Genomic DNA, 22,124 nt, shown 5'->3' on the forward strand with positions numbered 1-22,124 from the left:
TTTGCCTGGCTTGGATAGTTCCGGTCCTCATCCGGTCATCCGGACGTTGTCCACGTTGTCGTGACGGGGCTGATATACCTGTCAGCTCGAGAACCCAGCACCGGAGGTCGGTGGCTGACCATGGGCGTCGGGATCGACGAGGCGATCGAGGTCTTCGTGCGGGGATTCTCCTTCCAGCGGAGCCGTACGCATCCCTACGTCCCCGAGCGGATCGGTCCGGCCTGGGTCATGCGCGACGCGTCACGCGGGGGCAGGGCGCCCACCTACCGGCGCGAGGAGTGGGTTGCGTGGGGGGTCGACCCGGCCAGCCTCCACGCCCTCGCAGCCGAGCACACCCGCGGCCGGTACGCGATCTGCGCGATCCGTGCACCCGGCGAGGCGGACGGGCCGTTGCGTCAGGCGTACAAGCAGCTCGGCTACCGGCTCGGCGCGACCGAGGCGCTGATGGTGCATCGACTGGACCGGATCCCGCGCACCAAGGCGCCGGCGCGGATCACCCGCGTGACGACGCCGGAGCTGGCAGGACGCCTGGCCCGGGCGACTGAGAGCAAACCGCTCGAGGAAGCGGCGCTTGCGCGTGACGCTCCGCTCCGGCAGTACGTCGCCCTCGACGGCGACGAGCCCGTCGGATGGGTCCAGAGCATCGTCGTCCGCACGGAGACGTCGGGCGACGGGGGGCCGATGACCTGGTGCGCGGACATGTTCGTCCAGCCGTCGCATCGCCGCCGCGGCATCGGCCGCGCTCTGCTGGAGCGGATGCTCCGCGATGACCGTAAGCGGGGAGCGGCGGCCGCGGTCCTGTTGGCGAGCCACGACGGCGCGAAGCTGTACCCCGTGATGGGGTACGACCAGATCGGCCAGCTCTACCTCTACTCGCCGACCAGGCGCTGACGCCGCCCGCCGGCAGTGTTCAGTGGCCGTGGAATGTCGGGCGCTCCTTGGCCTGGAACGCCGCGACCGCGGCCCGGTGGTCCTCCGTCGTACCCGTGAGCCGCATCATCTCCCCCTCGAAGTCGAGCGACTCCTGCAGCGTGTGGTTCGCGGCGTACGCGAGGGACAGCCTGATCGCGGCGTAGGCGGCGGTGGGACCGGCGGCCAGTTCCCGGGCGAGCACGGTCGCCTCGGCGGCGAGAGAGTCGAGAGGCACGACGGACGTGGCCAGCCCGATGTCGGCCGCTTCCTGGGCCGAGATGGTGCGGGGACGCATCAGGAGGTCGACCGCGCGGGCGTGCCCGACCAACCGCGGCAGCGTCCACGACGTACCCGTATCGCAGGTCAGCCCGATCGCGGCGAACGCGAGGTTGAAGCCGGCGGTGTCGGCGACCACCCGGAAGTCGCAGGCGAACGCAAGCGCGGCGCCCGCTCCCGCGGCCACGCCGTTGACGGCGGCCACGACCGGTTTTGGCATCGTCGCCAGCCCGAGAGCGATCGGAATGTAGTGGGCGGGCACCGTGCTCCAGACCTCCTCCGGCGCCTTCTCGGCGAGGCTCACGGCATGCTCGCGGAGGTCCTGCCCGGCAGAGAACGCCTTGTCACCCGCACCGGTCAGGAGTACGCAGCGGATCGACTCGTCCTCGGCGGCCTGGCGGACCGCGTCGCGCAGCGCCTCCTTGGTGAACAGGTCGAGGGCGTTATGGGCCTGCGGCCGGTCGAGGGTGATCGTCGCCACGGCGTCGGTCACGTCGTAGCGCACGGGGGGCTGGTCGGTCATCAGGTCCCTCCTGGTGGAGCGAGGCAGGCATCGACGAAGCGGGTGGCCGCGGGATGGAGGCGGGCTGCGTGGGTGTCGAAGTACGCCGCCGCCTCGTCGCCGGGCCAGTCGTCGGGAAGGAGGCTGCGGGGGAGTCCGGGGTCGGTGAAGAGGAACTTCCGCCATTCGTGCACGAGCCGGCTTCGTAGCGCGTAGGCGGTCTCGTCATCGCGTTCGGCGTCCTGCGTGCCGTCGAGCAGGGTACGTGCATCGGCGAGCCAGTCGCGATAGGCCGCGCCGAGCGCGTCGAGGTCCCAGGCGCGCCGCGCCAACGCTTTCGGGTCGGTGGGCTCGCCGGCCAGGAAACTGTCGGCGTGGACGCCAGCGGCGGCGAGGAGCCCTTCGACCTCGCCGGACGGGCGCGGCGCGATCCAGGTCGTACCGGCGAGCCTTGCGTATCCGAGGAAACGGAGGCCGGCCTCGAGTCGTTCGCGGGCGGTGCGGGCACGGACCGGGGAGGTGACGAGGAGGTGCCACCGGCCGTCCCAGCCGGCCGCGCGGGTGCGGTAGATCCGTACCGCCGCATCGTCGAGCCTGCGGACGGCGCGGTCGGTGAGGGCGTATCTGGTTCCGGCGCGCGGCTGCCGCACCGGTGTGAGCCAGCCCTGGCGTACCATCCGCGACACCGCCTGGCGTACCGCCGGCGCCGCGATCCCGAGGGGGGCCAGCAGCCGGACGAGGGCCGAGACCGGCGCGCGTCCGCCTCGCGACCGGAGGTGATCGCCATAGAGGTCGAACAGCGCCGATCTTGCCTGCATGACACCGAGTCTGCCCGACGGCGGCGGGTCAGAAGCCGGCCAAAGAGGACACCTTCGCGTTTCCGGCAGGTGCCGCGCCGATCTTGACTACCGGGCCGGTCCGGCCATGCGGGATAATGGGCCCTCGAATCGACACGCGTCGGCGGCGTGTCACCGGTTCTCGGTGTGTCGTCGCGTACGGACGGCAGGAAGGAGTGCGCGCATGGCGGCCATGAAGCCGCGGACGGGCGACGGACCGCTCGAGGTCACCAAGGAGGGGCGCGGCATCGTCATGCGAGTGCCGCTGGAGGGTGGCGGGCGGCTCGTCGTCGAGCTCTCGGCAGACGAGGCCGGTGAGCTCGGTGACGCGCTCAAGTCGGTCGTGGGCTGAGCCCATCGCCTCACCGGCTCCAACCGGAGTGGGTCTGGTACGACATCCAGGCCTGACGCGCCACATCAGCTAACGGGACTACGCGGCCCCGGTCAGATCAGTACTGACCGGGGCCTCGGCATGCCCGGCTCGCATGTCGTACGACCGGGCGCGGAGCTCTTGAACATGGACGATCGTCGGCGAGGCCTCGGTCATCGACGCCGTGGCGTCGACGCGGAACTCCTCGCTGTAGCGGCATGTCGCCGTTCTCCGCACTCCCAGCAGTAATAACGGCTTTGTAACCATTTGGCCGGCCTCTCGACACTCGCGCAACATTCTGGCTGTTCATGTCGTCCTGGGTGCTACATACTGCTGCGTATATACTGAGTATGTAAGATCCGTTGCTCCACATCCTGTTACACGGGGCAGCGGGGAGTTCGAGGTAGGGTCTCGCGCCGCCAGGTACACCCTCGTGACCTCAGCGACACGTCGCGGGTTCGCGGATGTCTCGACCCGGGTGGCGGCATCCTGGGAGTTCCGGTCGGCCAGGGCTCCCCGGTCGGGGAAGGCGTTGCCGGTGAGCGTGGTGCGGTTCGCGCCCCCCCCGTTGACGCACGTAACCGGGTTCTGGGCAGCGGCCCGACGCTGGTTCCGGTGACGGTCCAGTCCCTGCTCCGCAAACCGAACCTCACCGTACGCACGCTGTCGATCCAGGCGTCGACCGACGACGGGCGGACCTGGACGCCGGTCCGGCTCACGCGACGGCCGCACGGCGAACAGGTCGCGGTGGTCCCGCAACCCTCTCGTCCTGCGTACGTGTCGTTGCGGGCGAACCTGGTCGATATTCACGGCAACCGGTCGGAGCAGACGATCACCCGCGCGTACGCGGTGCGATGAGGCGGCCGGTCGACGCCGACGCCGTCAGAGCAGGCTCGCGTAGACGTCGGTCGTACGACGGGCAATCGCGTTCCAGTCGAAGTCCCGCACGGCGCGCTCGCGACCGGCCCGGCCCATCGCACGGGCACGCCCCGGGTCGGCCACGAGTGCGTTGACCGCGGAGGCCAGGTCGTGCTCGAAGCAGTCCGGGTCGGCCTGGTCGTAGGGCACGAGCAGCCCGGTCTCGCCGTGCACGACCACCTCGGGGATCCCGCCCACGGCGCTCGCGACCACTGCCGTTTCGCAGGCCATGGCCTCGAGGTTGACGATGCCCTGCGGTTCGTAGATCGAGGGGCAGCAGAACACCGTCGCGTGGGAGAGGACCTGGATGACCTCGTGCCGAGGAAGCATCTCCTCGATCCAGACGACACCCTTCCGGGTGGTACGAAGCAGATCGACGGCGGCGGCCGCCTCGCGGGCGAGCTCGGGGGTGTCGGGGGCGCCGGCGAGGAGTACCAGCTGAGCCGCCGGGTCGAAACGGGTCGCCGCCCGGAGCAGGTGCCGCACCCCCTTCTGCTGGGTGATCCGGCCGACGAACACCACGGACGGGCGGGACGGGTCGACACCCAGGCGTTCGACAACGCCGGTGTCGGGGTCAGGCGCGTACTGCCGGGTGTCGATGCCGTTCGGGATCACCGTGACTCGGGCTGGGTCGACGCTCGGGTAGTGCGTGAGGACGTCGCGCCGCATCGCCTCGCTCACGGAGATGATCGCGTCGGCGCTGGTGTAGGTCGTGCGTTCGGCCCAGGTCGACAGCAGGTAGCCGCCGCCGAGCTGGTCGGCCTTCCACGGCCGGAGCGGCTCGAGGGAGTGCGCGGTGACGACGTGCGGGATCCTGTGGAGGAGCCCGCCGAGCTGGCCGGCGAGGTTGGCGTACCACGTGTGGGAATGCAGGACCTGTGCCTGGCCGACGGCAGCGGCCATCTCGAGGTTGGCGGCGAAGATCCGCAGCGCCGGGTTGGCGCCGTCGAGGCGGGGGTCCTGCTCGGTGTGCGCGGTCGCGCCGGGGCGAGGAGTACCAAGGCAGTGGGTGTCGAGGTCCACCAGGGGCGCGAGCGCCCGCGAGAGGTAGTCGACGTGGACGCCGGCACCGCCGTAGACGTCCGGCGGATACTCCCGGGTGAGTAGGGCGACGCGCATGCGGGCGACTATGCGGGTCCTGGGGACTGGTTTCAAGGGCTTGCGTGGGTCGGGATTCTGTGCGTTCTGTCGGAGCTGTTGTCCTCGCCCGTCCGCCCGGGAACCTGGCGGCCCCGACGAAAGGACCTCGATGCGCTTCCGCGCGTCTACGGTCCGATCTCTCTTGATGCCGTTGTCCGGGTCCACGAATTCTCAGCCGGACCTGACAGGACCTTCACCGTGCCCGCTCACCTTCGGCGGCGATGACTCTTCCGCCGACGCCGCTATGTGCGGAGTCTGGTGTTGCGTAGGGGTTTTCGGGTTTTGCTGATCCATTCGGGTGGGGTGAATTCTGGTTGGCCGTCGGCGGCCATGTGGACGGTCCAGGTGCCTTGGTGGATGAGGCGGTGGTGGTAGCCGCAGAGGAGCACGCCGTTGTCGACGGTGGTGGGTCCGCCTTGGAGCCAGGCGATGATGTGGTGGGCTTCGCACCAGGAGGGCGGGTGCAGCCGGGGAAGGCGCAGCCGCGGTCTCGGAGTTCGAGGAGTCGGCGGGTCTTGCCGATGAAGAGTCGGATGCTGTCGGTGATTGCGGGTTCGCCGTTGATGGTGCCCCAGAGGGAGATCTTCGCGTCGCATGCGGCTTGTTGGGCGGTGCGGGCGGAGACGGTGGTGCCGGTGCGGAGCAGCGTGGCGTAGCCGGTGCCGGCTGCGAGGTCGTCGCCGTCGATGGTGATGACCAGGTGTGGTTTCTCCCCGGCGTGGGTGGGTGATTCACCGGAGTTGAGGTAGCGGTGGAGGAGTTCGACGAGCCCGTCGCCGAGGCGTTGGGGATAGCTGCGGGTGTCGGGTCCGTCGGCGGTGGTGGACCGTGGCGCGGCGAGGGGTTCGAGGGCGGTGCGGAGCATGTCGGCGGCTACCGGGTCGAGTTTGCCGCGGATGAGGGTGCTGGTGCTGTAGGGGTCGTCGTGGAGGGACAGTTCGCGTTGCCGGGCGGCTTTGCGTTCTTCGTCGGCGAGTTGTTTGGCGAGGAGTCGTTCGGCCAGGTCGGGGTCGACGGCTTCGAGGATGGTTTTGCCGAGTTCGGCGAGGATCTTGGGGTTGAACGTCCTGGCGTGGCCGAGGAGGACCTGCTCGGCTTCGGATCGGATGTCGGGGCCGGCTTCGGTGGGCAGGTCTCGGATGGTTCGGGCGATCACGTGGGCGTGGTCGTCGGAGATGTCGCCGGCGTGGAGGTTGAGCTGGGTGAGTACGAGGTGGCTGTCGAGGTCGTGGGCGAGCTTCACCATCCGGTGGGCGTGTTCGGGGCGGAGTCGGAGCAGTCCGGACAGCCAGTTCGCTGTCGAGGTGGCGCCAGCGGTCTTGCCCAGATCGCGTCGGTCGGCCTCCCGGGTGGCGTTCAAGGTGACGGCTGCGATCTGGCTGGTCAAGGCGTGCAATTCACCTAGCAGTTCGGTGAGTTCCTCGTCGGGCATTGACCACAACAGCGCCTGGGACTCCTCGCCCACCCGGACCCGCATCCGCGACACCAACGTCGACAACCGATGCCGTGGCTCCGGCGCCCGCCACCCGCCAACACCCACGCCAGCGGTGACGGTTGCGCTGCCGGCATCTCCGTTGCCGCTGGCGCTGCCGCTGCCGCTGGCGCTGCCGCTGCCGCTGGCGCTGCCGCGTCGGGTGGTGGTGGCCGTGTCCATGATCCAACCATAGCTGCGATCACCGACAACCGAACCGCGAAAGCCCTGTAAAACAAGGGCTGTTCCATGATCATGAAGGGCACGCGGTGCTATACGCCCGAACGCCTTCATGATCACGATCATGATCACGGGGGTCAGCGCCGCCCGCCTTCGGCCGCTGTAGGTCGTAAACCGATTGCGCCCTGTCCGCATCGGCTGGTGTGCTCACGTTCGTCCGTACGAGAGGGTGGTGGAGCCATGACGGCGTACGTCCTGACACCGCACCAGAAACGTGCCGCGGAACTCCTGCGGGAACGGTTCGGGTCTGTCGGCGTTCGCCCGCATGAGACGTGGGGTTCGTCCATCGTCGTGGAGGCGCAGACTCCGGATGGTGGCATTTTCCTGAAGGCCAACGGGGACCGGAGCGTGCGAGCCGAAGCGCTCGTCGCCCGCGTCGCTCGTGACGCGGGAGTGCCGGTCCCGGAGATTCTCGACCTTGGCGACGATACGCGGCTGCCGGGCGGAAGTTGGATCTTGATGGGTCGAGTTCCCGGCCAGCAATGGGATACTCGCATGCTGCCGGAGCCGGCGACGACCGTCACGATCAACGACCTGGCAGAGTACCTGTCCCGGCTCCACGGGGTGCGCCTGCCCGGATACGGCTGGCTGGACGACAGCGGGCGCGGTACGTCGCCGACCTGGCGTGCATGGATGCGCTCCGAGGCGGCGGAGTCGGCGAAGGTCCTTGTCGCGCACGACGATCTGCCCGCCAGCTTTCCCGCCGAGGTCGACCGGGTGATCCGCGCGGTCGTCCCTGACGACGTACGACCGGCGCTCCTCAACGCCGACCTCGGCCTGTCGGAGATCTTCGTCGATCCGAAGACGGGTTCGGTCACCGGAATCCTCGACTGGGCGGCCGCGGCCATCGGCGATCCGCTCTACGACCTTGCCACGTTCGCCTTCGGCGGTCCGGCCGGCGACCCGGTGCCCCCGCTGCTTCAGCCGCGCCTGTTCGATGCGTACTGCGCGCACGATCCGGTGATCGCGGGCCGCTCCGAACGCCTCGTGGCGTTGTACCAGATGCTCAACCATCTCGCGAACGCGTGCTGGAGCATCGCCGAAGGGGTCGATTCGTGGACGGGCGACCTGTGCGTGGAGGCGATGCGACTTCTCGACGTCGCGCGCGAGTGATCATGCTGTTTCCTTTTGCCCCGCACGGCACGGATGGCCCGAGCGGTTTGCTGGCGTTATTCGGTCGTACGCAGATGTACGCAACGGATAACGTCGGCCCATGGAGATCGTCGTGACGCTGGACTGCAAGGATCCTGGGGCGCTCGCCCGCTTCTGGCAGGCTGCGTTGTCGCCGATGGGCTACCGACCGGCGTTCGATGCGCCGCCGTACTTGAGCCTCGTCTCGGACGGGGGGCCGACCCTGCTCCTGCAGGAAGTTCCGGAACCCAAGTCCACCAAGAATCGCATGCACCTCGATGTGGGTGTCGAACACCTGGAGGCCGAGGTCGACCGGATCGTCGGTCTCGGCGCGCGAAAAGTCGAGACCGACCTGACCGAACACGGTTATCGGTGGGCGGTTCTGGCTGACCCGGAGGGTAACGAGTTCTGTGTCTTCGTGCCGCCAGGGTCTCCGTGACTCACGCGTGCGTGGCGCCGGGGTGGTCGTAGGGTCGGTGTGAGGTGTCGGTGGGCTGTGTGAGGATCGGCGGATGGTGAAGAGGGATCCGGCGCGGACCGATCCGCTGATGCGGCTGCGAGCGCTGTGCGTCGCGATGCCCGAGGTCACCGAACGCCCGAGCCACGGCGAGCCGACCTGGTTCGTGCGGGACAAGAAGGTCTTCGTGAGCTACGCCGACCATCACCATGATGACAGGCTCGGGTTCTGGTGCGCCGCGCCCGAAGGCGTCCAGACCATGCTGGTCGAGGGTGAGCCGGAGCTTTTCTACCGCCCGCCGTACGTCGGACATCGGGGGTGGCTCGGCGTCTACCTCGACGTCGACGTCGACTGGGACCGGATCGCGGAGATCGTCGAGGACGCCTATCGCATGGTCGCGCCCAAGCGCCTCCTCGCCCAGCTCGACCGTGATCCGGGAGCAGGGGACTAGTACTGCAACGGCAAGTCCTGCGAGTTGTCGGAGGTTGAACCGCCCAGAGCGGGACAGATCTCCCGCGTTCCAGTCGTCCCGCCAGGGAGGCACATTCGTCGCAGAACGGACGTCAGGCGGCGAGGTGCCCGCTCGTGGGTCGAAGGCGGACGGTCAGACGGCTGCGGGTGAGCCGGACGCGAGTTGAGCTGTACCCCGGCCAATCGTGGGCGGAGGGCGATGAGGCGTCAGCTGGTAGGCACCCAGAAGCGCAGCTTGTCGAGGCGCTGATCCTCCAAGACCCCACCGGCCGACTCGATGACCTTCCGCGACGCCACGTTGTCGGTGTCGCAGGTGACGAGGACCGCAGCGAGACCGAGCCCGTTCGCGATGGGCAACGCCGCACGCAGCATCGCGGTCGCATGCCCGCGCCTTCGTGCAGTCGGTCGTACGTCATAGCCGATGTGACCACCCTGCTCGAGCAGGGACGGCGTGAGCCGGTGCCGGATCGCGAGGCGTCCCAGGTAGGTCGAGCCGTCGACCCACCAGAGGCTGGTCGCGGGGACGAGGCCGTCGGGTCGCGGGGTGTCCTCACGAGCGGCCACGATCAGGGTCTCGACGTACGCCGCGAAACCCTCCGGGGTCTCCCAGGTCGCTGCGTACGCCCTGGTCTCGCGTCCGATCATCGTGTTGTCCGAGCCGCGGCCGCGACCCTCGGCGTGGAACTCCGTCATGGCCTGGAGAAACGATGCGTGGACGCGGGTCGTGGGCGCAACCAGTTCGGGCATGGGCCCATTGTCCCGGGGATGGGCAGTGACGTGGCCGGGCTGCCCCGCGCTGTCCGGGGGATAGGCCGTCCCGCAGGTGGCACAGCCCGGGATGGCGCTGTCGTGGGGATGGCGCTGTCGTGGGAGGGGATGGGCCGCGACGGCCAGGTACAGCCAGGACAGCCTGCCGTCACGCATCCGCAACGCTCGCCTACTAGGGTGCGCACATGGGCAAGGATCCGCGCGTGCTCGGGATCGTTCTGGCCGGCGGCGAGGGCAAACGACTCATGCCGTTGACAGCCGACCGGGCCAAGCCGGCCGTGCCGTTCGGCGGCACCTACCGGCTCATCGACTTCGTCCTCTCGAACTTCGCCAATGGCGGGATACGTCGGATCTGCGTACTCACGCAGTACAAATCGCATTCGCTGGACCGGCACATCTCGCTGACCTGGCGAATGTCGACGCTGCTCGGCAACTACGTCACGCCGGTGCCGGCGCAGCAGCGCCTTGGCCCGCGGTGGTTCCAGGGGAGTGCCGACGCGATCTACCAGTCGCTGAACCTCATCCACGACGACCAGCCCGACTACGTGATCGTGTTCGGCGCCGACCACGTCTACCGGATGGACGTCTCGCAGATGGTCGAGAGCCACATCACCAGCGAGGCTGGAGTGACCGTCGCCGGGATCCGCATGCCGCGTACCCAGGCGTCGTCGTTCGGCGTCATCCAGACCGGCGCGGACGGTCGCACGATCCGGGCATTCCTCGAGAAGCCGGCGGACCCACCAGGCCTGCCCGACAACGCTGACGAGACGTTCGTGTCCATGGGCAACTACGTCTTCACGACCGACGCCCTGCTCGACGCCCTACGCATGGACGCCGATGACGAGGGCTCCGTCCACGACATGGGCGGCAGCATCATCCCGATGATGACCGACAAGGGTGACGCGCACGTCTACGACTTCGCCAACAACGAGGTGCCCGGCACGACAGCGCGTGACCGCAGCTACTGGCGGGACGTCGGGACGCTCGACTCCTACCACGAAGCACACACCGACCTCGTCTCGGTCGATCCGGTCTTCAATCTCTACAACCGGGAGTGGCCGATCTACACGAGCTTCCCGCAGGATCCCGGCGCCAAGCTGGTGGCGGGAGGCAGGGCGAGCGACTCGATCCTGTCGATGGGGTCGATCGTCTCCGGGTCGGTCGACCATTCGGTCCTCTCGCCAGGCGTACGCATCCAGGTCGGGGCGGAGGTCACCAACTCCGTGATCCTCGACGGGACGGTCGTGGGGCACGGAGCGGTCGTACGCGATGCGATCCTCGACAAGAACATCGTGGTGCCCGAAGGTGCCGAGGTCGGCGTCGACAAGCAGGCCGACCGGGCGCGCGGATTCACCGTCAGCGAAGGCGGCATCACCGTGCTCGGCAAGGGCCAGCGCATCCTCGACTGACGTTCCGACGGCACGCGGCGGCCCAGCGGCCATGCCCCGGGCGGTGATGCCGACGGCACGCGGCGACCTAGCGGGCCCGCCCCCGGGCCGGTGATGCGCACGGCACGAGGCGACCCAGCGGCCATGCCCCGGTCGGTGACGTGGCCTGGTCAGCCGGGCCAGCGGAACCTGGGACAGGTGTCGATGCCTGTTCGGGCTACCGGACGCATGGGCAGCGTGGTCATTTGGGGAACGGTCGGGCCCTTCAGGAACCGCGCTTGGCGGCGCAGAGCAGGCCGTCGCCGACGGGGAGCAGGACGGGAACGACGCGTTCGTCGTCGAGAATCCGCTTGCCCAGCTCACGAATCGTCACCGTCGCTGGGTCGCGCTGAGCCGGATCGGCCACCCGGTCGTGCCACAGGGTGTTGTCGATCGCCACCACGCCACCAGGTCGCAGGAGCCGCAACGCCGCTTCGTAGTAGTCGGGGTACTCCTCCTTGTCACCGTCACAGAACACCAGGTCATAGGCGTTGTCGGTGAGCCGCGGGAGCACGTCGAGCGCGCGTCCGGTGATCAGCCTGGTGCGCTGCGGTGGGATGCCCGCGTCGGCGAAGGACTCCCGGGCAAGCCGCTGGTGCTCGGCTTCGACGTCGACACTGGTGAGGGTGCCGTCGGGCCGCATGCCTCGGATCATCCAGATCCCGGAGACGCCGCAACCGGTGCCGATCTCCACCACCGTCTTGGCGCTGACGGTCGCGGCGAGGAAACGCAGCGTGGCGCCCCCGCCCTGGCCGATCGGCGTCGCACCGACCTCGGCCGCGCGGTTGCGGGCCTGCACCAGCACGTCGTCCTCGGCGATGAAGTTCTCGGCGTAGGCCCAGGTCGCGGGCTTCATCTCCATGGAGACGACTACCTCCTGTGAGTCTTGCCCTGGGCTCGAGCCGCGGGCCGTTCTGTCCGGCTTCTCCGGACACGTTGCGTCACCGAAGCCTAGTGCCCTTTACCACCAGAATCGGGCTTTAGGGCCGGTCCGGGCGAACCCTGACCTCTGGCATTCCTAAGAAGGGGCTAAGACCAGGGTTCGGCCGGAGCCATTTTGGGTGGACAGTGGCAACAATGGAACACCTGCCGGCGGAAGCGGTCGGTTGTGTTCGGCCGGCCGGCAGCGGTGAACCGTGGCGTCCGACGCCACGGAAGCCGGCATCCGCCGGCTGGGCGATGTGGGGAGGTGGGTCTGGTGGCAGAGGATCTCGCGGGCACAGCACCCGTCGACGTCTGGACGCCTCCGTCCTGGGAGGAGATCGTCCGTACGCATTCATCTCGGGTCTACCGGCTCGCCTATCGGTTGACGGGTAACCGGCACGATGCGGAGGACCTCACCCAGGAGGTGTTCGTCCGCGTCTTTCGTTCCCTTTCGACCTATACGCCCGGCACGTTTCAGGGCTGGCTGCACCGGATCACGACGAATCTGTTCCTCGACCTTGCCCGCCGCCGGCAGCGGATCCGGTTCGACGCGCTGCCCGACGACGCCCCCGAACGCCTGCCCGGGTCCGAACCGAGCCCCGCGGAGGCATACGACGACCGCCACCTCGACGCCGACATCCAGGCCGCGCTCGAAGCGCTGCCGCCGGAGTTCCGGGCTGCTGTCGTGCTCTGCGATATCGAGGGACTGTCGTACGAAGAAATCGCGGCGACGCTCGGCGTCAAGCTCGGCACCGTCCGCAGTCGGATCCACCGCGGCCGCTCCCAGTTGCGGGAGGCCCTCAGGCACCGTATGCCCGTCAAGCCGGCCGTCGCGGAAACCGCTGACGCCACTGTCCCTGAGCGCGCGGAGCCCGCTCGCCTCGAATCCGCGGAGCACGCCCGCCCAGAAGGTTCGGAAGGGGTGGAACGCCCCGAACCTCACCCGGCCGGTCAGCCGGCCGGTGGCGGAGGAGGATCGGTGTGGTGAACCACGCCCACGCCCGTCTGTCCGCACTGGTCGACGGTGAGCTCAACCACGAGAGCCGCGACCGCGTTCTCGCTCACCTCGCGCACTGTGCCGAATGCCGCGCCGCCGTCGACGCCGAACGCCAGGTCAAGGCCATCCTCGCCGGCACACCTGATCCGGCTCCCACGGAGGATTTCCAGGCCGCCCTGTTCGGGCTGGGTGCGCTCACTTCGGTGGGTGCCACCGACCGGACGACTGGCACTAACCCGACGACTGTCACCGAACCAACGACCGGTACCGACCCGACGACCGGCATAGACCGGACGACTGGCACTAACCCGACGACTGGCGCGGCCCGGACGGCTGGTGCGGTCGGCCGTGAGCCGAGCGTGGTCGGAGCGGCTCATGCCGTCGGACCTCTACGCATGCGCGAGCGGTCTTCCCTGCGCACCTGGCGAAGGCGGACCGGTCCGTGGCCAGCTCGGCCGCCCGCGCAGCCGGGCACACGTCGCCCGGGTGACGCTTCGGCCATGGCGATGGCTGCCGGCCGCTTCCCGCGCCGGATGGCCGCCGGTGTGGCCGGCCTCGCGGCTATGGCGGGCATGGCGGCGGTCGCCGCGTTCGCCGCGGGCGGGGACGCTCATCCTGAGGTGACCGTCGTACCCCCCATCCGGCAGTACTCCGTCGAGCACGCCGACACTGTGTCCGACCTACCGTTGTCCGATCCGGGTGCCGTGACCGCGGTCCTGGAACGTGGGCTCCGCGGCCGTTCGTCCGGTCGCTGAACGCCCGGGACGCTGGGGGCGGCGTGGACAGTGAAAGCGGCGTGGACGGCTATCGCGGCCTGGGCTCTGCAAGCGGCACCGGCACTGAAAGCGGCCTGAGATCCGGCAGCGATGTCGACAGCATTGACCAGTCGCCGCGGCACGGTTCTCGACGCGCGGCACCTGTGCGGTTCGTGGCGTTCGTCGTCTTGGCCGGAGTCCTTCTCACCAGCGGAGGTGCGACCGGCCTGGCCGTGCCTGCGGCGACGGACGGTACGAACAATCGCGGGCCAGGAGGCAGGTCAGTCGCCGGCGAAGGCGATACGGTCCCAGCGGCCCGGGACCAGCCCGAAGCCCTGGCGGCGCTTCGCCGGGCCACGCGAGCCGAGTGGACGACCGCCTACGCCGGCACGAAGTTCATCGCGGTATGGACCGAGGCCGCGGGCCGTACGGCGACGGGCAGCATGTCCGAGCTCGTCGACGTCACCAACATTCCGGGGCGTGGCACCGTCGTCCGGATCCACCGCGACTCCGTGGGCGGCAAGCGCGGCGCACCGGACCGGGGCCACCCGGCGGACGACCGTGGCGCGGACGCGGCCCTCGTGGCTCCCGGTCGACCCGGCAGCGCCGAGCCCGCGTCCACCGCCACCCCGGCGGGGCGCTCGCCGGCCCCCACCGGATCGGCGACGCCCGGGATCGAGCCGAGCCCGGCGCCTGCGGCGGTCGACGCGCAGGCGGTCAGCGTCGTCGCACTCGCCCGTGCGTACTCCGTCCAGCTCGCCGGTGCGGCGACCGCGGCCCACCGCGAGGCGACCGTGGTGGCCGCCCGCCGGCACGACGGTTCGATGGCCGCGAAGTTCTGGATCGACGAGGCAACCGGCTTGCTGCTCCGCCGCGAGGTGTTCACCCGCCACGGCGTCATCACCCGCGCCAGTGGGTTCGTCACGGCGAGGATCGGCGCACGCGTGACCCGCTCAGGCCTGCCGCCGGCACTCGCCAGCGAGCCGGCCGACGTGGTCCCTCCACGCTCCTACGCCGTCCTCGCAGACCGGGGCTGGGACTGCTGCGACCGGCGCCTTCCCGGTGGGTTCGGGCTCTATGACGTACGTACGACCGACGCCGGCGCCACCCTGCATCTTTCGTACTCCGACGGCCTCAGCGGCGCCTCGGTGTTCCAACAGCGGGGGCGGCTTGACGGGTCCGCGCTCGACGGCTTTGCGGAGATCCGGGTGGACCGGGCGAAGATCTACGTGCGATACGGTCTGTCGTCGTACGCGGTCTGGGCGCATGACGACCTGGTTTACACCGCGGTGTGCGATACGCCTGATGCCGTGGATGCCGTGGTTGGGGCGTTTCCGCACAGTGATCCCACGCGAGATGGGACCGGCCTTGCACAACGACTGGACCGGGGGATGTCCCGGATGGTCTCCTGGTTGAATCCCTTCGAATAACGGTTGACGCCTGCGGTCCGGTGCCACATCGGGGTGTGACAAGGGGAAAGGGCGGGGCTACATGACCGAGCGACGTGATCGTCCGGAAGGTCCTCGCGACGAGGCCTCCGCCGTCCCGGGCAACGGGGAGGCGGTAGCTACTCCGCCGAGCGGATCGGCTTCCCCCACCCAGCAGGTCCCCGCGCAGCGGGCCGGATGGGTGCAGCACTTCCCGGCTGAGCGTCCCGACTTCGAGCCGCCGCCGCCGTGGGCACGACCTGTCCCGGGCGGCAGCCACAACGGTGCGGGACCGGCCAACCGGGCGCTCGGGGTGCCTCCCACCAGTCCAGTCCAGGCGAAGGAGCCGTGGTTCGGGCGCTATCCGCGGCGTGCGGTCCTGGTCGCGCTGGCGGTCACGATCGCCCTGGTCGCCGCCGCTCTCGGTGGGACGGCGGGCGTCCTCGCGACCCTGCAGTTCGGCCCGGCGCTCATCTCTACCGAGGCGCCGGCGAGCGAGGACGACCTCGGCGCGGAGGGCAAGGCGTTCCCGAAGCCGGAGAACGTCGCCACCGTCGCGCAGGCCCTGCTCCCGAGTGTGGTTCAGATCAAGGCCACCGGCGGACCGGGCAGCGCCAGCGGGTCGGGCTTCGTGATCCGCAAGGACGGCTACATCCTCACGAACAACCACGTGGTCGCGCCGGCCGCGAGCGGCGGCACGATCAAGGTGTCGCTGCACGGTGGCGAGGAGGTCCCGGGCCAGATCGTCGGGCGGAGTCCGGCGTACGACCTGGCGGTGGTCCGCGTGAAGGACGTGGAGAACCTCAAGCCCGTGGCACTCGGCGACTCCGACCGGGTGCGGGTCGGTGAACCTGTCGTCGCGCTCGGCTCGCCGCTGGGCCTCACGGGCACCGTCACCACCGGGATCGTGAGCGCCCGGAACCGCCCGGTGACCGCTGGCGGAGCGGAGTCGGAGATGTCCTTCATCAACGCGCTGCAAACCGACGCCGCGGTCAACCCGGGCAACTCGGGCGGTCCGCTGGTCAACCTCAAGGCCGAGGTGATCGGGGTCAACTCCGCAATCGCGACCGTCGGCGACCAGGAACCGTTCAGCGGGGGGGAGCAGCAGGGCAGCATCGGCCTCGGCTTCTCCATTCCCATGAACCAGGCGCGGCGGACCGCCGACCAGATCATCCGTACCGGCCACGCGGTCTACCCAGTGGTGGGTGCGGTGGTCGACGTACGCCACGAGGGTCCCGGCGCCCGCCTCGGCGACATCCAGCCGGACAGTGCCGCGGCGAACGCCGGTCTCGCGCGAGGCGACCTGGTGACGGTGATCAACGGGCACAAGGTCACCGGGGCGGACGACCTGATCGTGCAGATCCGCAGCTACGTACCAGGCCAGCGGGTGGAAATGGTGTACCAACGCGGCGGCAAGGAACGTAAGGCGATCGTCACTCTCGGCAAGGAAACCGGCTAGCGGTCAGGGCGCCGTCGCCTGAGCCGGTGCTGGGCTCCTGGACTGGCCGGGGGAGGACCTGGCCAGCCGTGCCCGGCCGTCACCTGGACGGGAGGGTTACGCTGGGCCCGTGTTCGACATCGGTGCCCTGGAGTTCGTCGTGCTGGCTGTTGCCGCGCTGTTCATCTTCGGGCCCGACCGGCTGCCCGACATTGCCCGGCAGGCCGCTCGTGGCCTCCGCCAGGTCCGCAACATGGCGGCCAACGCCCGGCGGGAGCTGAGTCGCGAGCTGGGGCCGGAGTTCGAGGACCTGGACATCCGCGATCTCAACCCGCGGAACTTCGTTCGCAAGCATGTGCTCGATGATCTCGACGAGGACGACCTGCGGATCGACCGCGATCTCGACATCCGCGACGACCTCCGTGTCGACCACAAGCCAGCGAAGTCCACCACGTCCAAGGTCAACGGGTCGACGAACGGCTCAGGGACGACGAGCAAGAGTGGGACGAGCGACGGCGATGTGACGGTGGCGACCCCCGACGGCGTGGATGCCGGAGCCGAGGGCACCGACACGCTCGTCGAGACGGCACCCGCGCCCGAGGCGGACGCCGAGCTCGAGTCCGAGACGGGCGCCGACCACAAGCTGGTCACCGTCCCGCCGTTCGACACCGAAGCCACCTGACTTTCCGGCCGCCCCGGCAATGACCACGCTGCCCATGTGAGTGCCGGGCAATGACCACGCTGCCCACGTGAGTGCCGGGCAATGACCACGCTGCCCATGTGAGTGCCATGTGGAATAGGCGTCGGTGCCTGTCTGGTTGCCACTGGCCTGCTCAGCGTGGTCATTTGCGCCCGGTGCGCCGCCGCAGCCGCCTTACCGCGAAGTCGGCGTGATGGTGAGGGAACGCCCCACCAGGCTTGGCCGACGGTCGGCGAGTTCCTTCGCCAGACCGTGCAGGACCTCGGAGGCGGCGGCATCGGGCTGGTCCAGCACCACAGGGACGCCGGAGTCACCACCCGTACGCAGCCGCGGGTCGAGGGGCACCTCACCCAGCAGCGGAACGTCGTAGCCCAGGCGTTCGCTCAAGGTCGCGGCCACGCGGGTGCCGCCACCCGTGCCGAAGACGTCGATCCGGTGGTTCGGACCGCAGTGCGGGCACGGCAGCCACGACATGTTCTCCACCACGCCGACCACCTTCTGGTGCAGCATCGACGCGATCGTGCCGGCGCGTTCGGCAACCTCGGCCGCGGCTTCCTGCGGCGTGGTCACCACCACAACGTCCGCGTTGGTGAGTTGCTGGCCCACCGAAATCGCCATGTCCCCGGTGCCCGGCGGCAGGTCGAGCAGCAGCACGTCGAGGTCGCCCCAGAACACGTCGGCGAGCATCTGCCCCAGTGCGCGGTCGAGCATCGGACCCCGCCAGGCGACGACGTGCTGGCGGCCCGGCTTGAGCATGCCGATGCTCATCACCTTCACGTCGTACGCAGGGACCGGCATGATCATGTCCTCGACCCGCGTGGGCCGCAGGTCGGCGATCCCCAGCATCGACGGGACGGAGTGGCCGTAGACGTCGGCGTCGAGCAGGCCGACCTTGAGCCCCTGGCTCGCCATCGACACCGCGAGGTTGACCGTGAGCGACGACTTGCCGACACCGCCCTTGCCCGACGCCACGGCGTAGATCCGAGTGAGCGAGTCAGCCCGCGCGAACGGGTTCTCCTTCGCCTGAGTGGACCCCCGGAGCCGACCCTGCAGCTCCTGGCGCTGCTGGTCCGACATCACGTCGAGGGTCACCTGGACGTCGTTCACCCCTGGTAGGGCGGACAGCGCATTGGTGACGTCCCGGGTCAAGGTCTCCCGCATGGGACAGCCGGCGACGGTGAGGAGCACCGTGGTGACGGCCGTGCCGTCCGGGCGTACCTCGGCGGACTGCACCATGCCGAGCTCGGTGATCGGCCGGCGGATCTCGGGGTCGTTCACGCCGGCCAGGGCGGCCTGGATCTGCTCCTGGGTGGGCAGGCTTGTCATACCCCGATGCTACGGGCCGTCGCCGCGTTGTTCCGGGCGGGCACCGCGAACGGCGCGCTCGTCGAGCTCGGCCAGGAGCGAACGCAGCTCTGAACGCAGGTAGTCACGGGTCACGACCTCGCTCATCGCGAGGCGAAGGGACGCCACCTCGCGGGCCAGGAACTCCATGTCGGCGCGGGTGCGGATGTTCATGTCGCGGTCCTGGTCGTACTGCACGCGGTCGCGGGCCTCCTGCCGGTTCTGCGCGAGCAGGATGAGCGGTGCGGCGTAGGACGCCTGGGTGGAGAAGAACAGGTTCAGCAGGATGAACGGATACGGGTCCCAGTGCAGCCCGAAGATCCCCACCAGGTTGACGGTCACCCACACGATGACGAACGCCGTCATGTACGCAAGGAAGCGGGCGGTGCCCATGAACCGCGCGAAGCCTTCGGCGAAGCGCCCGAAGATCTCCGGGTCGTAGCGCGGGCGGAACGTCCGGCCAGGCTGGCGCGGGATGTCCAACCGCCGCGAGTGCGGTCCGGTGCCAGGGCCGTCGCCCGACCACGGGTCATGAGCCACGGTTCACCTCTGCGAACCGTTCCCGCCAGTCCTCCGGCAGCAGGTGGTCGAGCACGTCGTCGACGGAGACGGCGCCGAGCAGCCGGCCGGACTCGTCGACGATCGGGGCGGCCACCAGGTTGTACGTCGCGAGGTAGCCGGTCACGTCCTGCAGCGAGGACTCCGGCGACAGCGGCTCGAGTTCGGTGTCGATGACGCCGGAGACGAGCGCGGACGGTGGCTCCCGGAGCAGCCGCTGGAGGTGTCCGACGCCGAGCCACCGCCCAGTGGGCACCTCGAGCGGGGGCCGGCAGACGTACACCTGTGCGGCCAGGGCCGGGGTGAGGTCGGGGTTGCGGACCCGGGCGAGTGCCTCGGCGACCGTGGCGTCGGGCGGCAGGATGACCGGCACGCTGGTCATGAGGCCGCCGGCGGTGTGTTCTTCGTAGGTCAGGAGGCGGCGGACGTCCTCGGCCTCCTTGGGCTCCATCAGGGTGAGCAGGTGCTCCGCCGTCTCCTGCGGCAGTTCGGCCACCAGGTCGGCGGCGTCGTCGGGAGACATCTCCTCGATGACGTCGGCGGCGCGTTCGACGTCGAGGCCGCGGAGGATCTCCACCTGGTCCTCCTCCGGCAGCTCCTCCAGCACGTCGGCGAGGCGTTCGTCGGCGAGTGCGGCGGCCACCTCGGCGCGGCGTTTCGGCGGCAGGTCGTGCAGAACGCTCGCCAGGTCGGCGGCCCGCATCGACTCGAACGTCGCCAGCAGATGGGTCGCGCCCTGGTCCTCCTCGGGCAGGCTGAGCCCGGTCACGGCGTCGACGTCGACGACCAGGGTCTGCCCGCGCCGACCGAATCGCTTGGCCGGCTTGCGGATCGCCACCTTGGTGATCAGCCAGTCCCGTGTCCTGGCCTGCTCCATGCCGAGGTCGAAGACGGTGACATCCTCGGCGGTCTCGCGCAGCGTCACCGTCTTGTCGAGCAGCTCGCCGAGCGCCAACGTCTCGGTCGGGCGCTGCTGGAACCGCCGCATGTTGATGAGCCCGGTGGTGACTATGCGGCCGACGTCGATCCCCAGGACCCGCGTCATGGGGACGAAGATGCGCCGCCGGCCGAGAACCTCGACGACCAGACCGAGCACCCGCGGCGCTCGGCCCTGCGGGCGTAGCGTCACCACGACGTCGCGGAGCTTTCCCACCTGGTCGCCGCGCGGGTCGAACACGGCCGTGGACGCCAGCCTCGCGAGGAACACTCTGCTCGGGGTTCCGCTCACGATGCCCGCGCCCCCTTCGGCTTCGGCGTACCACGTCGCCCTGGTCAGGCTAACCCGGTCGCTGACCTGCGTACTTGCTCGCGCGAAGAAAGCGCCCAGCGGAGGCTACAGGGGATGCCGTGGCGTGTGCTCAGGACAGGCGCGGACGTCCCCGCGGCCGCTTGTGCACGACCCACGGGAGGCGCCCGGTCGTGGTTGCGGGACTGTCCGGTGGCGGAACGGCCGTGTCGTCGGTGGGCATCCGGCCCGGTCCTTCGAGGACCTCGCCGGTCGGGGTGAGCCGGAGGATCGTGTCGGACGCACTCCAGCGTTCGAGCAGGTGGGCGGCGTCGGTCGCGTTGAGCCGGTCGCCCGCGAGCGCGGCCGCCGCGCCTTCCCATTCCGGCGTACGCGGAGTGAGCTTTCCGACGCGGGCCCGCCAGGTGACAAGGCGGGCACGGCTGTCCTTCGCCCGGCAGGTCACCGTGGTGGTCTCCGCTTCGGCGAGTCCGGGAACGTGCTGCTCGATCTCGCCCAGCCGCCCTTGCTGGCGGTCTGCCTCCGGGCCGGCGATGACGACGTAGGCGGCGCCGTCGTGCCAGACGTGCCAGGCCGGCCGCGCACGCGCATGGTCGCCGTAGCGCAGCCAGATGACCGAGGACTTGCGCGTCGACTCTTCCACGAGTGCCCGAAGGACCTCGGGCGAGGGCTGGTGCTGTGCTGCCACGTGCACGAGGCTCCCACATGGTGATCCGGGCGGCTACCCTGCCGCCATGGATGGGTACGGCACCACTCCGCCGGCGCCGAGGACCGGACCCGGAAGTGGGGGAGATGCCGCCCGGTCGCGCTGGCGGCGTTTCCTGGCGGCGGACCCGACCGACGGGACTCGGCTCGCGATCCCGTCCTCGGCAGGCGTCATCCGTCGTGAGGGCCGCGACATCCTTGTTCCCCCTGACATCACTCATACCGATCGGGTCCGCGTCTGGCGGTCGGCGCAGCGGTGGCTCACTCACACGACCGAGCGGGTCAACGCCGTCGGGGTCGTTTTCGTCGTGGGCTTTGGGCTGCTCTGGCTCTTTCTCGTCCTGCAGCCGAACATCGATCTGGTGGCGCGGGCCGTGATGCTCCTGCTGGGCACCCCGGCAGTCGGTCATGTCGCCTGGCAGGTACGGCGGCACGTCAACGGGCGACGCGACGACGCCGAGGTTCGACCGCAGGTGATCATCCCCGACCAGGACCTGCACGAGAAGGATCGGCGGGCGATGCGCGAGGTGGTCGACGCAGTCCTCCTGGTCGCCTGCTCCCGTGCGCAACGGGACGGCCAACTCGGTGACGGTGTCGCGCTGCTCGGCGGTGAACAGTGGCGGATCGCGAACGCGCTGGTCCAGTTGGCGGCGGCGAGGCGGCTGCTGGGCGAGACCGGAGGTGGCCTGCCCGAGCACGCCGCGGCGGTGCGTACGGCCGAGGCTGCCATCGCCCGCCGGATCCAGGCGGTCCACCGGTACGCCGAAGCGGTGCAGCGGGTCGACCAGATGCTCCTCGCCGTCGATGCCGCGGTCCAGTCCGAGACGATCCATCACCGGGTCCGCGACGCCATCGCCGCGCTCGGTGACGACCAGGGTCTGGTCGACCTCGTGAGCGACGCGTGGCACTGCCGAAGCTGGCGTGCGGGCCGCCCTCGACGCACTACGCGACGAGGCCGAGTCACTGCGCGCGATGTCCACGGCCCCCACCACCCCCGTGATCATGATCGTGATCAGGGAAGGTTTTGTCGGCGTATATGCCGGTTTCCGTTCATGATCATGGAAGAGGCCGCCACCTACAACCGAGCGTCACCTACACCGAGCGCGACCTA

At 69.7% G+C, this 22,124-nt stretch carries 23 protein-coding genes and 1 pseudogene; 12 read left to right on the forward strand and 12 right to left on the reverse strand.

What is annotated here, in order from left to right; all coding sequences use genetic code 11:
- Positions 1-120 precede the first annotated feature (120 nt).
- Complete coding sequence (locus ABN034_RS05875; RefSeq protein WP_349689949.1) at positions 121-891, forward strand: GNAT family N-acetyltransferase; 771 nt, start codon at positions 121-123, stop codon at positions 889-891.
- Between the two features lie 19 nt (positions 892-910).
- Here ABN034_RS05875 and ABN034_RS05880 read toward each other — a convergent pair whose 3' ends face one another.
- Complete coding sequence (locus tag ABN034_RS05880) at positions 911-1,711, reverse strand: enoyl-CoA hydratase/isomerase family protein (RefSeq protein WP_349689950.1); 801 nt, start codon at positions 1,709-1,711, stop codon at positions 911-913.
- A complete protein-coding gene (locus ABN034_RS05885; RefSeq protein WP_349689951.1) occupies positions 1,711-2,508 on the reverse strand; it encodes a PaaX family transcriptional regulator in 798 nt (265 codons plus the stop codon). The genes ABN034_RS05880 and ABN034_RS05885 overlap by 1 nt, the downstream gene beginning before the upstream one ends.
- Before the next feature lie 202 nt (positions 2,509-2,710).
- Here ABN034_RS05885 and ABN034_RS05890 point away from each other — a divergent pair, with 202 nt between their 5' ends.
- Positions 2,711-2,878, forward strand: coding sequence for a DUF3117 domain-containing protein (locus ABN034_RS05890; RefSeq protein WP_349329860.1), 168 nt, complete (start codon positions 2,711-2,713; stop codon positions 2,876-2,878).
- A 78-nt stretch (positions 2,879-2,956) separates the two neighbouring features.
- On the opposite strand, the gene ABN034_RS05895 is transcribed toward ABN034_RS05890, so the two are convergent.
- Positions 2,957-3,163, reverse strand: a complete 207-nt coding sequence (locus tag ABN034_RS05895) for a hypothetical protein (protein WP_349689952.1) — start codon at positions 3,161-3,163, stop codon at positions 2,957-2,959.
- A gap of 348 nt (positions 3,164-3,511) precedes the next feature.
- On the opposite strand from ABN034_RS05895, the gene ABN034_RS05900 reads away from it, so the two are divergent.
- The gene (locus tag ABN034_RS05900) at positions 3,512-3,754 is read left to right on the forward strand and encodes a hypothetical protein (protein ID WP_349689953.1); all 243 of its coding nucleotides are present in this window, start codon (positions 3,512-3,514) and stop codon (positions 3,752-3,754) included.
- Between the two features lie 24 nt (positions 3,755-3,778).
- Here ABN034_RS05900 and glgA read toward each other — a convergent pair whose 3' ends face one another.
- From glgA to ABN034_RS05915, 3 genes and pseudogenes are all read right to left on the reverse strand, one after another.
- On the reverse strand, positions 3,779-4,933 hold the full coding sequence (gene glgA / locus ABN034_RS05905; RefSeq protein WP_349689954.1) for a glycogen synthase: 1,155 nt from the start codon (positions 4,931-4,933) through the stop codon (positions 3,779-3,781).
- A 263-nt stretch (positions 4,934-5,196) separates the two neighbouring features.
- Positions 5,197-5,550, reverse strand: coding sequence for an HNH endonuclease signature motif containing protein (locus tag ABN034_RS05910; protein WP_349690060.1), 354 nt, complete (start codon positions 5,548-5,550; stop codon positions 5,197-5,199).
- Positions 5,502-6,800 (reverse strand): annotated as a pseudogene (locus ABN034_RS05915) (DUF222 domain-containing protein); the annotation flags it as partial. The pseudogene ABN034_RS05915 and the gene ABN034_RS05910, both read right to left, overlap by 49 nt.
- Positions 6,801-6,845: 45 nt before the next feature.
- Between ABN034_RS05915 and ABN034_RS05920 the strand changes: the two are divergent.
- The 3 genes from ABN034_RS05920 (at position 6,846) to ABN034_RS05930 (ending at position 8,704) form a co-directional block, all read left to right on the forward strand.
- On the forward strand, positions 6,846-7,778 hold the full coding sequence (locus ABN034_RS05920; protein WP_349689955.1) for a phosphotransferase family protein: 933 nt from the start codon (positions 6,846-6,848) through the stop codon (positions 7,776-7,778).
- Between the two features lie 100 nt (positions 7,779-7,878).
- The gene (locus ABN034_RS05925) at positions 7,879-8,235 is read left to right on the forward strand and encodes a VOC family protein (protein ID WP_349689956.1); all 357 of its coding nucleotides are present in this window, start codon (positions 7,879-7,881) and stop codon (positions 8,233-8,235) included.
- A 73-nt stretch (positions 8,236-8,308) separates the two neighbouring features.
- Positions 8,309-8,704 carry an MmcQ/YjbR family DNA-binding protein gene (locus ABN034_RS05930; protein ID WP_349689957.1) on the forward strand — a complete coding sequence of 132 codons (396 nt, stop codon included), beginning with the start codon at positions 8,309-8,311 and terminating at the stop codon, positions 8,702-8,704.
- A gap of 227 nt (positions 8,705-8,931) precedes the next feature.
- Here ABN034_RS05930 and ABN034_RS05935 read toward each other — a convergent pair whose 3' ends face one another.
- Entirely contained in the window at positions 8,932-9,471 is a 540-nt protein-coding gene (locus tag ABN034_RS05935) for a GNAT family N-acetyltransferase (RefSeq protein WP_349689958.1), read from the reverse strand.
- A gap of 206 nt (positions 9,472-9,677) precedes the next feature.
- On the opposite strand from ABN034_RS05935, the gene glgC reads away from it, so the two are divergent.
- Positions 9,678-10,901, forward strand: coding sequence for a glucose-1-phosphate adenylyltransferase (glgC, locus tag ABN034_RS05940; RefSeq protein WP_349689959.1), 1,224 nt, complete (start codon positions 9,678-9,680; stop codon positions 10,899-10,901).
- 244 nt (positions 10,902-11,145) lie between these two features.
- On the opposite strand, the gene ABN034_RS05945 is transcribed toward glgC, so the two are convergent.
- Positions 11,146-11,781, reverse strand: coding sequence for an O-methyltransferase (locus tag ABN034_RS05945; protein WP_349329849.1), 636 nt, complete (start codon positions 11,779-11,781; stop codon positions 11,146-11,148).
- A 333-nt stretch (positions 11,782-12,114) separates the two neighbouring features.
- On the opposite strand from ABN034_RS05945, the gene sigE reads away from it, so the two are divergent.
- The 5 genes from sigE (at position 12,115) to ABN034_RS05970 (ending at position 17,142) form a co-directional block, all read left to right on the forward strand.
- Positions 12,115-12,831 carry an RNA polymerase sigma factor SigE gene (sigE, locus tag ABN034_RS05950; protein WP_502878977.1) on the forward strand — a complete coding sequence of 239 codons (717 nt, stop codon included), beginning with the start codon at positions 12,115-12,117 and terminating at the stop codon, positions 12,829-12,831.
- Positions 12,825-13,595: an anti-sigma factor family protein gene (locus tag ABN034_RS05955; RefSeq protein WP_349689961.1), complete on the forward strand. Its 771-nt coding sequence runs from the start codon at positions 12,825-12,827 to the stop codon at positions 13,593-13,595. The genes sigE and ABN034_RS05955 overlap by 7 nt, the downstream gene beginning before the upstream one ends.
- Before the next feature lie 23 nt (positions 13,596-13,618).
- The gene (locus tag ABN034_RS05960; RefSeq protein WP_349689962.1) at positions 13,619-15,025 is read left to right on the forward strand and encodes a sigma-E factor regulatory protein RseB domain-containing protein; all 1,407 of its coding nucleotides are present in this window, start codon (positions 13,619-13,621) and stop codon (positions 15,023-15,025) included.
- A gap of 61 nt (positions 15,026-15,086) precedes the next feature.
- Complete coding sequence (locus ABN034_RS05965; protein ID WP_349689963.1) at positions 15,087-16,481, forward strand: S1C family serine protease; 1,395 nt, start codon at positions 15,087-15,089, stop codon at positions 16,479-16,481.
- A gap of 109 nt (positions 16,482-16,590) precedes the next feature.
- Positions 16,591-17,142 (forward strand): sec-independent translocase, encoded by a 552-nt coding sequence (locus ABN034_RS05970; RefSeq protein ID WP_349689964.1) that lies wholly within the window; start codon positions 16,591-16,593, stop codon positions 17,140-17,142.
- A 192-nt stretch (positions 17,143-17,334) separates the two neighbouring features.
- Here the strand turns inward: ABN034_RS05970 and ABN034_RS05975 are convergent, their stop codons facing one another.
- The 4 genes from ABN034_RS05975 to ABN034_RS05990 all read right to left on the reverse strand — a co-directional run bounded on the left by ABN034_RS05975 (position 17,335) and on the right by ABN034_RS05990 (position 20,996).
- Complete coding sequence (locus ABN034_RS05975) at positions 17,335-18,486, reverse strand: Mrp/NBP35 family ATP-binding protein (protein ID WP_349689965.1); 1,152 nt, start codon at positions 18,484-18,486, stop codon at positions 17,335-17,337.
- A gap of 9 nt (positions 18,487-18,495) precedes the next feature.
- Positions 18,496-19,044 carry a DUF1003 domain-containing protein gene (locus ABN034_RS05980; protein ID WP_349689966.1) on the reverse strand — a complete coding sequence of 183 codons (549 nt, stop codon included), beginning with the start codon at positions 19,042-19,044 and terminating at the stop codon, positions 18,496-18,498.
- A complete protein-coding gene (locus ABN034_RS05985) occupies positions 19,034-20,290 on the reverse strand; it encodes a magnesium transporter MgtE N-terminal domain-containing protein (RefSeq protein WP_349689967.1) in 1,257 nt (418 codons plus the stop codon). Before ABN034_RS05985 ends, ABN034_RS05980 begins: the two co-directional genes overlap by 11 nt.
- A 130-nt stretch (positions 20,291-20,420) precedes the next feature.
- Complete coding sequence (locus tag ABN034_RS05990; RefSeq protein WP_349689968.1) at positions 20,421-20,996, reverse strand: hypothetical protein; 576 nt, start codon at positions 20,994-20,996, stop codon at positions 20,421-20,423.
- Between the last annotated feature and the right edge of the window lie 1,128 nt (positions 20,997-22,124).

The sequence above is a fragment of the Actinopolymorpha sp. B11F2 genome (genome assembly GCF_040195635.1).
Taxonomy (GTDB): domain Bacteria; phylum Actinomycetota; class Actinomycetes; order Propionibacteriales; family Actinopolymorphaceae; genus Thermasporomyces.